This window comes from Ensifer sp. ENS06, assembly GCF_014852205.1.
In the GTDB taxonomy this organism is placed as follows: Bacteria; Pseudomonadota; Alphaproteobacteria; order Rhizobiales; family Rhizobiaceae; genus Ensifer; species Ensifer adhaerens.
Genome location: NZ_JACVBC010000018.1, coordinates 130,212 through 139,874, shown reverse-complemented (window position 1 = coordinate 139,874; position 9,663 = coordinate 130,212). Strand labels below are relative to the sequence as shown.

10 protein-coding genes are annotated in these 9,663 nt (G+C 65.6%); 5 read left to right on the top strand and 5 right to left on the bottom strand.

Features of this window, described 5'->3' with window-relative positions; all coding sequences use genetic code 11:
* Positions 1-150 precede the first annotated feature (150 nt).
* The 4 genes from IB279_RS33830 to IB279_RS33815 all read left to right on the top strand — a co-directional run bounded on the left by IB279_RS33830 (position 151) and on the right by IB279_RS33815 (position 3,390).
* Positions 151-366, top strand: coding sequence for a hypothetical protein (locus IB279_RS33830; protein WP_060520016.1), 216 nt, complete (start codon positions 151-153; stop codon positions 364-366).
* A gap of 54 nt (positions 367-420) precedes the next feature.
* Positions 421-876 carry a DoxX family protein gene (locus IB279_RS33825; protein WP_192340650.1) on the top strand — a complete coding sequence of 152 codons (456 nt, stop codon included), beginning with the start codon at positions 421-423 and terminating at the stop codon, positions 874-876.
* Positions 873-2,474, top strand: coding sequence for an MFS transporter (locus tag IB279_RS33820; RefSeq protein WP_192340648.1), 1,602 nt, complete (start codon positions 873-875; stop codon positions 2,472-2,474). The genes IB279_RS33825 and IB279_RS33820 overlap by 4 nt, the downstream gene beginning before the upstream one ends.
* 85 nt (positions 2,475-2,559) lie before the next feature.
* Positions 2,560-3,390: an alpha/beta fold hydrolase gene (locus IB279_RS33815; RefSeq protein ID WP_060520010.1), complete on the top strand. Its 831-nt coding sequence runs from the start codon at positions 2,560-2,562 to the stop codon at positions 3,388-3,390.
* A 218-nt stretch (positions 3,391-3,608) separates the two neighbouring features.
* Here the strand turns inward: IB279_RS33815 and IB279_RS33810 are convergent, their stop codons facing one another.
* Both IB279_RS33810 and IB279_RS33805 read right to left on the bottom strand, forming a co-directional pair.
* Complete coding sequence (locus IB279_RS33810) at positions 3,609-4,250, bottom strand: DUF5074 domain-containing protein (protein WP_034790276.1); 642 nt, start codon at positions 4,248-4,250, stop codon at positions 3,609-3,611.
* A 10-nt stretch (positions 4,251-4,260) separates the two neighbouring features.
* On the bottom strand, positions 4,261-5,481 hold the full coding sequence (locus tag IB279_RS33805) for a helix-turn-helix domain-containing protein (RefSeq protein WP_112983767.1): 1,221 nt from the start codon (positions 5,479-5,481) through the stop codon (positions 4,261-4,263).
* A gap of 320 nt (positions 5,482-5,801) precedes the next feature.
* Between IB279_RS33805 and IB279_RS33800 the strand changes: the two genes are divergently transcribed.
* Complete coding sequence (locus IB279_RS33800) at positions 5,802-7,016, top strand: MFS transporter (RefSeq protein ID WP_112983766.1); 1,215 nt, start codon at positions 5,802-5,804, stop codon at positions 7,014-7,016.
* Positions 7,017-7,101: 85 nt separating this feature from the next.
* On the opposite strand, the gene IB279_RS33795 is transcribed toward IB279_RS33800, so the two are convergent.
* The 3 genes from IB279_RS33795 to IB279_RS33785 all read right to left on the bottom strand — a co-directional run bounded on the left by IB279_RS33795 (position 7,102) and on the right by IB279_RS33785 (position 9,657).
* The gene (locus IB279_RS33795; RefSeq protein ID WP_192340646.1) at positions 7,102-8,406 is read right to left on the bottom strand and encodes an MFS transporter; all 1,305 of its coding nucleotides are present in this window, start codon (positions 8,404-8,406) and stop codon (positions 7,102-7,104) included.
* Complete coding sequence (locus IB279_RS33790) at positions 8,403-9,080, bottom strand: FadR/GntR family transcriptional regulator (protein ID WP_060520000.1); 678 nt, start codon at positions 9,078-9,080, stop codon at positions 8,403-8,405. The genes IB279_RS33795 and IB279_RS33790 overlap by 4 nt, the downstream gene beginning before the upstream one ends.
* 235 nt (positions 9,081-9,315) lie before the next feature.
* Entirely contained in the window at positions 9,316-9,657 is a 342-nt protein-coding gene (locus IB279_RS33785; protein WP_034790268.1) for an STAS domain-containing protein, read from the bottom strand.
* Positions 9,658-9,663 lie beyond the last annotated feature (6 nt).

The following is a 9,663-nucleotide window of genomic DNA, read 5'->3' as shown; positions in this document are numbered from 1 at the left end:
GTGCGGCTGCGCCAGCGATTGCGGCGTCCATGGCCACGATCATGCCGGCGCCTGGACGTCGAAACTGCCGATCGCCGACCTTAAGGGTTTCTTCGGCGCGCTTGGATGCTCCTGCTGGGCGGTGTGACGATAGCGGAAGGGAGACGCAGAATGCGCACGAAAGCCGGCGCCGTCGCGATGGCCGCGGTCTCAATCTTGCTCAACGCATCGCTCGGACCGGAGCAGGCCTCGGCCTCGCCGACTGAGGGCGTCCGGCACCTCTCGGCGAAAGTCGTGGTGAACCATCCGCCGGCGAAGCATGGAGCCTACTACCAAGGCATATCCCAGAGCGCGATCACCGCTTTGAAATGGCCGAAAAATCGATGAGGGGCGGCTTTGCCGCCCATCAAGCCGAAGACCGCCTGACAAGGAAACGAAAGATTGAGCCCCTCTTCCCTCGAAAACCGTCTCGCCGTTCGCCTCCGGCCGGGCCTTTCCGGCAACCGTGTCATATTCGTCGGGTTGCTGGCGCTCTGCTCGGCCTATATCCAGGGACCCTTGACGAAAATTTTCGACTTCCCGGGCGCGCTTGCCGAGATGGAGCATTTCGGCCTCTATCCGGCACCGCTCTTTGCTGTCGGCGTCATCGTGTTTGAGCTTGCGATGTCGGCTCTCGTCCTCTCAGGCTTCTACCGCTGGGCGGCGGCAGGCGCGCTTGCGGCCTTCACGCTCGTCGCCACCTTGCTCGCATTCCGCTTCTGGGAACTGCCGCCCGGCATGGAGCGCGCGATGGCGACAAACGGTTTCTTCGAACATATCGGCCTTGCCGGCGCATTCGTGCTCGTTGCAGTTTATGATCTGCGCGAACGTGCATCCACGGAGAGGGGCGGCCAATGACGCAGGCAGCGACCAACAACGCCGGCACTTTCGCGCCCTTGCGCCAGAAGGTTTTCGCCGTGCTCTGGGTGGCGACCATCATCGGCAACACCGGCAGCTTCATCCGCGATGTCGCAAGCTCCTGGCTCGTCACCGACCTGTCGGCAACGCCCGCCGCCGTCTCGATGATCCAGGCGGCCGCGACGCTGCCGATCTTCCTGCTCGCCATTCCCGCCGGCGTGCTCTCCGATATTCTCGACCGACGCAAATTCCTGATCGTCGTGCAGTTCCTGCTCGCATCTGCGAGCCTCTGCCTGTTGTTCCTCTCTGCAAGCGGGCTGCAGTCGGTGACCTCGCTGATTGCGCTTACCTTTGTCGGTGGCATCGGCGCAGCGCTGGTTGCCCCCACCTGGCAGGCGATCGTGCCGGAGCTCGTGTCGCGACCGGACGTCAAGGGCGCGGTCGCGCTGAACTCGCTCGGCATCAACATCTCCCGCGCGATCGGCCCGGCGCTTGGCGGCCTGCTGCTTGCATGGTTTGGCGCGGCCGTCACCTATGGCGTCGATGTCATCAGCTATGTCTTCGTCATTGCCGCATTGGTCTGGTGGCGGCGGCAGATGCCGGAGGACGACGCGCTCGCCGAGCGCTTCCTCGGCGCCTTCCGGGCCGGCCTGCGCTATGCGCGCGCCAGCCGCGAGCTGCATGTGGTGCTTTTGCGTGCAGCCGTGTTTTTCGCTTTTTCAAGTGCGATCTGGGCGCTGCTGCCGCTGGTCGCCCGCCAGCTTCTCGGCGGCGGCGCCAGCTTCTACGGCATCCTGCTCGGCGCCGTCGGCGCCGGCGCGATCGGCGGCGCGCTGGTGATGCCGCGCTTGCGGGCCCGGATGGATGCCGACGGATTGCTGCTCTTGTCCGCGGTCCTGACCGCCGCCGTCATGGGCGTGCTTTCCTTCGCGCCGGCGCAATGGGTGGCGGTGGCGGCGCTGCTCGTCTGTGGTGCGGCCTGGATCACGGCGTTGACGACGCTGAACAGCACCGCGCAAGCGATCCTGCCCAACTGGGTGCGCGGACGCACGCTCGCCGTCTATCTGACCGTCTTCAACGGCGCGATGACCGGCGGGAGCCTTGCCTGGGGCGCGACCGCCTCGGCGATCGGCGTGCCCTTCACGCTCGCCGTGGCGGCCATCGGCCTTCTCTCAGTCGGCTTCGCCTTCCACGCCATGAAGCTGCCGAAAGGTGAGGCGGATCTCATACCTTCCAATCATTGGCCGGAGCCGCTGACCAGCGAGCCGGTCGAACACGACCGCGGACCGGTTCTCGTCCTGATCGAATATACGATCGACAAGGCGGATCGGTCCGAGTTCCTGAAGGCGCTCGCCCGCCTGTCGCACGAGCGGCGGCGCGACGGCGCCTATGGCTGGGGCGTGACCGAGGACGCGGCCGATCCCGGACGGCTGGTCGAATGGTTTATGGTCGAATCCTGGGCAGAGCATCTGCGCCAGCACAAGCGCGTGTCGAAGGCCGATGCCGACATTCAGGACGATGTCCGCCGCTACCACAAGGGGCCGGCCGCGCCGGTCGTCAACCACTTTCTCGCGATCAACCACCCCCATCTCGGTTGACGCGGACCGCACGTCCCGGCGCGGATCTCGCGCCGGGGCCACATCTCGAAGACATACACCCAACCCAAACAAAGGAACCGTTCCCATGACCGAGAACTTCGTCAGGACTGAAGACGGCGTCGATATCTTCTACAAGGATTGGGGCTCGGGCCAGCCCATCGTCTTTCACCATGGCTGGCCCCTGTCGGCGGACGATTGGGATGCGCAGATGCTCTATTTCGTCAGCAAGGGCTACCGGGTCATCGCCCATGACCGCCGCGGCCATGGCCGTTCGACGCAGGTGAGCGAGGGACACGACATTGCACACTACGCGAAGGATGTTGCGGCGCTGACCACCAAGCTCGGCCTCAGCGATGCGATCCACATCGGTCACTCCACCGGTGGCGGCGAAGCGGTGGCTTACGTGGCGCGCCACGGCGGCGGCCGGGTTTCCAAGCTGATCATCGTCGGCGCGGTGCCGCCGATCATGGTCAAGACCGAAAACAATCCGGGCGGCCTGCCGATCGAGGTGTTCGACGGTTTCCGGGCGGCGCTTGCTGCCAACCGCGCCCAGTTCTTCCTCGACGTTCCGGCCGGCCCGTTCTACGGCTACAACCGCCCGGGTGCCGAAGTATCGGAAGGCGTCGTCCGCAACTGGTGGCGTCAGGGCATGATGGGCAGCGCCAAGGCCCATTACGAAGGCATCAAGGCCTTCTCCGAAACCGACTTCACCGAGGACCTGAAGGCGATCGACGTGCCGACGCTGGTCATGCACGGCGACGACGACCAGATCGTGCCGATCGACGACAGCGCGCGACTGGCGGTGAAGCTGCTGAAGAACGGCACGCTCAAGGTCTATGAGGGTTATCCACATGGCATGTTGACAACCCATGCCGATGTCATCAATCCCGACCTGCTCGCCTTCATTAAGGCCTAAAGCTCGGGCACGGTCCGCGGTGTCCGGGTATTGCGGACCGTGCCGGGACAACGCTACTGCATGGTTCCCTATTCATCGCCGGTTTTGCGGACGGAACATGCAGCGCTTCGAAGCGCTACAGCGCCCTCTATGCGCCTCAAAGGCGCGCGGCGCTGTAGTGCCGGCGCCGCACCGACAGCGGCGCGCAGCCGCGCCGATCCTGGATCTTATCGCGAGTTTCAGCGCGCCCGCTTCGGCCGGCGAACAGCCCGGACGACGCCGCTCGGCCCGCCGCCACAGAAGAAGCGCTCTCCGCCATCGGACTCCAGGCCCGATACGCCCATTCCGGTCGGCATGGCGACCGTTTCGAGCACGGCTCCCGTTTGCGGATCGATGCGCCTGATATCGCTTTCGTCACCCTCCCAGGTGCCGTGCCAGAGTTCGCCGTCGACCCAGGTCACCCCGGTCACGACGCGCTTGGATTCGATCGTGCGCAGGATTGCGCCGTTCTCGGGATCGATCTGATGAATTTTGCGGCCGCGATGCTGTCCGACCCAAAGCGTGCCCTCGGCCCAGGCAAGGCCGGAATCGCCGCCACCGCCCGGGGCCGGGATTGTTGCGAGAATTTTCCCGGTTTCCGGATCGATCTTCTGGATGCGATCTTCGGCGATCTGGAAGAGGTGCTTGCCGTCAAACGCCGTACCGGCATGCGCGGCGACGTCGATCGAGCGGACGGGCGCACCGTTTTCCGGGTCGAAGGCGTTGATCGTGTCACCGGCGGCGAACCATACGTTCCGGCCGTCGAAGGTGACGCCATGGACCTGGTCTGCCCCGGGGAACGGGCCATATATCTGGATGATTTCGGCTTCGGATCTTTTCATGGGTCTGATCCTATTCGTTTGGCAAAGGGCCGGGGAGTAACAACACTGTCGGGAATGCGGCAATCGGCGGCACGACCCAGCGCCGTGCCCGCCCGCGCCCGATCGGCATAACCTTGCCTTGCGAGGCGAGCTCTTCGAGCGCCCGCTGCACGGTGCGCGCGCTGGCGTCGAGCGCGATTGCGAGCGCCGAACTTGACCAGGCCTCGCCGTCCGCCAGCAGCGCCCGCATCGTCGCATGTCGCTCGTCGACCGGCGGGGCAAGGACGACGACCGTGTGCTTGCCGTGCGGCACCAGCCGGAAGCCATCGCTCGTCGCCGTGATATCCGCAAGCGGGCGCAGTTCCTCGCGCAGCCGGCCGATTTCGACACGCAGCCTTGCCCGGTGGGATTCGTCGACATGTCGTGCGCCGAAGGCCCGGGCGAGCAAGGTTCGCCTTGAGACGTCTCCCGGCCAGGCTTCGCCCAGCGCGCGCGCCAGCGCAAAGAGCACCGGCCGAGTGGCAAGCGTGCACAAGGTCGCTTGGCTCCGGACGAGGTTCCGGCAGGCGTCGATGACGAGGGCGCCGGAAGCAAGCAGCTCTTCGACCTCGCCAAGCAGCAGCGAGCGCTCTTCCCCATCCGCCATGAGGCGGGCAGCCGGCGCCTTAAGCACGGCGGCCGCGTTTTCAACTTCCAAGATCAGGGCCGGAATGCCGGTCGCCCGTGCCGCTTCGCCCGCCCGCCCGAAGGCGGCGGTGGCGGCCTCGGTTCGCAACCGGCGCACGGCGATGCCGGCGAGCGCCAGGTCGTGGGCGGCTTTCGACAGCGGTGTCAGCCGCGCCGTATCGATATCGGCAAGCAAGTTCTCGGCCTCGTCCAGACGGCCGATCAAGAGCAGGCGCCGTGCCCCGAGATTGCGGGCGTGGGCGGCATTGAGGTGGTCGCCATGGGTTTCGAGCGTCGAGCGGGCGGCGTCGAGCGCCCGCATCGGCCAGGAAAGATCACGGGAGACGATGGCGATCTCCGCCTCGGCGACGATGCACCGCGCCCGCGCCACCGCTTCCTTCGGGCCGAAGGCGCGCGCGGCGTTCTTCAGCAGGACCTTTGCGCGGGCGAAGTCTCCAAGCTGGGCCATGGCGATGCCGCGCAGCGCCAGTGCCGGCGGATCGTCGCGTAGCGCCACCCGCTTCAGCGCGCCGAGCGGGTCGCCCGACGCCAGTGCTCGCGCCGCGGCGGTGATCAGCGAATCCATCGAAATCCCGTCACACTTGTCACTCCCGCAAGCCGTGTTCCAGCCTTTATCTATCTCTCAGGTGGCAACGGACAACAGAAAGAAGCTTCGTCGCACAATCAAGCGGAAACAGTCGGGCGCATGCCTTCAAGGCTGCATCGAATGTGAATATGCAACTATTATGAAATTCTTTCGAAGCTTCTGTCGGCTTGGCGTCGGCGTGAGCGTCTTTCAATCGGGCGGGCGAGGGGATGTCCCAGGCACGGTCCGCCGCGCGATCAGGTTGCACAATTTTTCGGCGTGGCCGGACGTCCGGCCGGGCGGCTTTAAGGAGATTTGCAATGACCAATTTGCATTACCGTTGGGTCATCGTGGCGGCCGGCGGGCTGCTCGGCTGCCTGGCGATCGGCGCCATGTTTTCGCTTCCGGTGTTCCTGCTGCCGATTTCGCGCGACACCGGCTGGTCGGTGACAGGCGTTTCGAGCGCCATGACCATCGGCTTCCTGGCCATGGCCTTTGCCAGCATCGCCTGGGGCAGCCTTTCCGACCGATGGGGCGCGCGTCCGATCGTGCTCATCGGCTCGGTGCTCTTGGCCGTCAGCCTGATGGCAGCGAGCTGGACGACCTCGCTGATCGCCTTCCAGATCCTTTTCGGTGTCGTGGTCGGCACCGCGACGGCGGCGATCTTCGCGCCGATGATGGCTTGCGTTACCGGCTGGTTCGATACGCATCGCAGCCTCGCGGTCTCGCTCGTCTCGGCCGGCATGGGCATGGCGCCGATGACGATGTCGCCCTTTGCCGCCTGGCTGGTATCCGCCTACGACTGGAGAACCGCTCTGCAGATCATCGCGCTGGTCGTTGCCGTCGTCATGATCCCGGTCTCGTTTCTCGTTCGCCAGGCGCCGGCACTTGCCGACGGTGCTGCCGCGGCCTCGCCCGAGGAAGAGCCCCATTCGTCGATGACGACCAGCCAGGTGCTGAAATCGCCGCTCTTCATCATCCTGCTTCTGACCAACTTCTTCTGCTGCGCCACCCATTCCGGCCCGATCTTCCACACGGTGAGCTACGCGATCACCTGCGGCATTCCGGTCATGGCGGCCGTGTCGATCTACAGCGTCGAGGGTCTTGCCGGCATGGGCGGCCGCGTCGTCTTCGGTCTGCTCGGCGACCGTTTCGGGGCCAAACGTGTGCTCGTTCTTGGACTTCTGGCCCAGGCCTTCGGCGCGCTTGCCTATGTCTTTGCCGCCGGGCTCGGCTCGTTCTATGCGGTCGCCGCCCTGTTCGGCTTCATCTATGCGGGCGTCATGCCGCTCTATGCGGTGCTTGCCCGCGAGAATTTCCCCTTGCGGATGATGGGGACGGTGATCGGCGGGACGGCCATGGCTGGCAGCCTTGGCATGGCGACGGGACCGATTGCCGGGGGCCTGATCTATGATGCGCTGGCAAGCTACACCTGGCTTTACATCGGTTCCTGGGGCATCGGCCTCGGCGCGTTCCTGATCGCGCTCACCTTCCGGCCGGCGCCGCGCTACCAGGCGGCGGTGGCCGCGGCCTGATGCGAGCGTGCTGACAGCGAGAGAAAGGGCTCCGCCTGGGAAGGGGAGCCCTTTGGATCATTGCAGGCGCTGATCCGCGTCCGTCTTAGCGGACGTCTATCCGGACCGTTCGTGCGCCGACATGCAGCGCCCGGCCGGCGCCGAGACCCATGATCGCCACGCCGATGCCGAGCGCGATGAAAAGAACGGCGCTGGCGGCGAAGCTGCCGGTCCAGCTGCGGATGAAGCCGACAAGCAGGGGGCCGATGGCGGCAAGCACGTAGCCGACGCCCTGGGCCATGCCGGAGAGATGGGCCGCCACGTGCGAATCGGGCGAGCGCAGCACAATGAGGGTCATCGCCGCAGCAATCAGGCCGCCCTGTCCGATCCCTTGCAGAACGGCCCAGGCGAGCACCGTCGAGAGCGGCGCGAAAAGGATGCCGATCAGTGCGATGACGGCGGCGGCGACGAGCGCCACGCAGACGGCGCGCTGGTCGCGGCGCCTTACGGCGAAGGATGGCACGAGCAGGCAGGTGACGACCTGCATCATGATCGAGGCGGAGACGACCGCACCGGCAGTTGCGGCATCGAGGCCACGCTCACGCAGGATCGGCGCCATCCAGCCGAAGACGCAATAGGCGAGTGCGGATTGCAGACCCATGAAGAGCGTCACCTGCCAGGCGAGCCGATCGCGCCAGAGGTCGACGACGCGGAAGCCGCTATGGCGGGCTTGCGCCTTGCCGCGCAGCGCCTGCGGTGCCCAGATCATCAGCACGATGAGGGCGGGTACCGCCCAGGCCGCGAGCGCGCCGGACCAGGAGCCGACCACATGGTGTTCGATCGTCAGCGTCAGGCCGGCGGCGCTGGCAGCACCGGCGCAGAGCGCCATGGTATAGAGGCCCGTCATCATCGCGGCGCGGTCGGGAAAGTCACGCTTGACGAGCCCGGGAAGCAGCACGTTGCCGATCGCGATCGCCGCACCTGCCGCAAATGTCGAAAGGAAAAGCAGCGGCACGGACTGAACGCCGCGCAGACCCGTGCCGAGCGTCAGCAGGACGAGCACCCCGAGAAGCGTGCGTTCGGCACCGAAGCGTTGGGCGAGCTTCGGCGCAAGCGGCGCGAAAAGGCCGAGACAGAGCACCGGCAGGGTGGTGAGCACGCTGGCGCTGGCGGTGGAAAGGCCGGTCGCCTGCATCACCTCGGGCAGCAGCACCGAGAGACTTGAAAACAGCGGCCTGAGGTTGAAGGCGATGAGCACGAGGCTGGCGCCCAGCAGGATGCGGGCGCTGCGGCTCAGCACCGGTGGTTGCGGTGCCGGCAGGCTGTCGGCCTCGGCATCGATAAGCTGGTCTTCGATGTCCAGCGGTTCGGCGGCTTCGGCTTTGTGGGGATCACGAAAAGTCTGGTTCATTGGGAAAGTAGCCGATCAAGTTCAGCGAGGACGGGGGCCATGAACGCCCGAACGGCGGCCGCGGCCTTGTCCGGATCACTGGCCGCAATGGCCTCGACGATCGCCGCATGCGCCCGGTCGTCCGGCTCCGGCAGGTCGCCTGACAGCGTCGAGTGAATGGTTTCGAGAATGGCCGAAGTGAAAAAGTCATAGAGCTCGACGATGGCCCTGTTGCCGGAGGCCTCGACGATCGACCGATGAAAGGCAATGTCGCGCCGTCCGAAGGCCTCACGCCCACCATCGGAAACCGTGCCGCGGGCGAGAAGAAGGCGCTTCATATGTTCCAGATCCTTGGGCGTATGCCGCAGCGCCGCCAGGCGTGCGGCTTCCACGTCGAGGGCCGCGCGCGCCTCCCATTGGTCGCGCAGGCTCGCCCGCTTGACGCGGTCAAGCGCGCCCGAGCTATCGACCGTCGAGCGGACATAGGTGCCGGAGCCCTGGCGGGCGTCGAGCAGCCCCTTCGAGATCAGGACCCGAACGGCCTCCCGCACGGTTCCGCGGCTCACCGCCAGAAGCTCGGTCAGCGCCGTCTCGTTGGGAATGCGTTCGCCGATAGCCCAGCGGCCGCTGAGGATTTCCGCCCGCAGGCTTTCGGCAGCGCTCTCGGCAAGGTTGGTACGATTGATCGGTTGCATTGTCTGCTCATCAAGTCATCAGATGATTTGATGGATAGGGTGAGGCGTTCGCAGAGTCAAGCGTGACGACGGGGAATGAAGAAGGCGTCGAAGCGTCGTGAGGCCGGTTTCGGCGACAGGATTTGTCGGTGGCTGGGATGCGGAAGCGCTGGCGCGCGCAATGGCAGTCGCGCGCCGGTCGGCGCGCGATACTCAGGCTTTAGCTACGGGAATGCAGTCCCGGCACCGCGTGATCTCAGTTGAGCCTGAGATCGAGGCCGGGATGCAGCTTCTTGAGGTTCGGCAGCGATTTCGACTGCCACGGGATCTCAGAGGTTCCGCGCACCGTCAATTGCACGTTCGGGCGGTTGCGTGCCTCGATCGTCAGCTTGGCGAGCAGGTTGATCCCGGACGAGTTCAGGAACTGCAGTTCGGTGAGGTCGATCGTGATGTGCTCAGGCTCGGTCTCCAGAACGCCCATCACCGTCGAGAAGATCGGGGCATAGGCCTCCGTTCCCGGCAGCCGCATCGTGCCTTCAAAATGAATATCGTTGCCTTCGGACCAAACGCGATACTCTTCTTCGTCCTTGTTTTCCATGTTCAC

Coding starts and splice junctions, on each gene's coding strand:
- IB279_RS33785 (WP_034790268.1), bottom strand. CDS start 9,657: ATGGAAAACAAGGACGAAGAAGAGTATCGCGTTTGGTCCGAAGGCAAC.
- IB279_RS33790 (WP_060520000.1), bottom strand. CDS start 9,080: ATGCAACCGATCAATCGTACCAACCTTGCCGAGAGCGCTGCCGAAAGC.
- IB279_RS33830 (WP_060520016.1), top strand. CDS start 151: ATGCGCACGAAAGCCGGCGCCGTCGCGATGGCCGCGGTCTCAATCTTG.
- IB279_RS33815 (WP_060520010.1), top strand. CDS start 2,560: ATGACCGAGAACTTCGTCAGGACTGAAGACGGCGTCGATATCTTCTAC.
- IB279_RS33805 (WP_112983767.1), bottom strand. CDS start 5,481: ATGGATTCGCTGATCACCGCCGCGGCGCGAGCACTGGCGTCGGGCGAC.
- IB279_RS33800 (WP_112983766.1), top strand. CDS start 5,802: ATGACCAATTTGCATTACCGTTGGGTCATCGTGGCGGCCGGCGGGCTG.
- IB279_RS33810 (WP_034790276.1), bottom strand. CDS start 4,250: ATGAAAAGATCCGAAGCCGAAATCATCCAGATATATGGCCCGTTCCCC.
- IB279_RS33795 (WP_192340646.1), bottom strand. CDS start 8,406: ATGAACCAGACTTTTCGTGATCCCCACAAAGCCGAAGCCGCCGAACCG.
- IB279_RS33820 (WP_192340648.1), top strand. CDS start 873: ATGACGCAGGCAGCGACCAACAACGCCGGCACTTTCGCGCCCTTGCGC.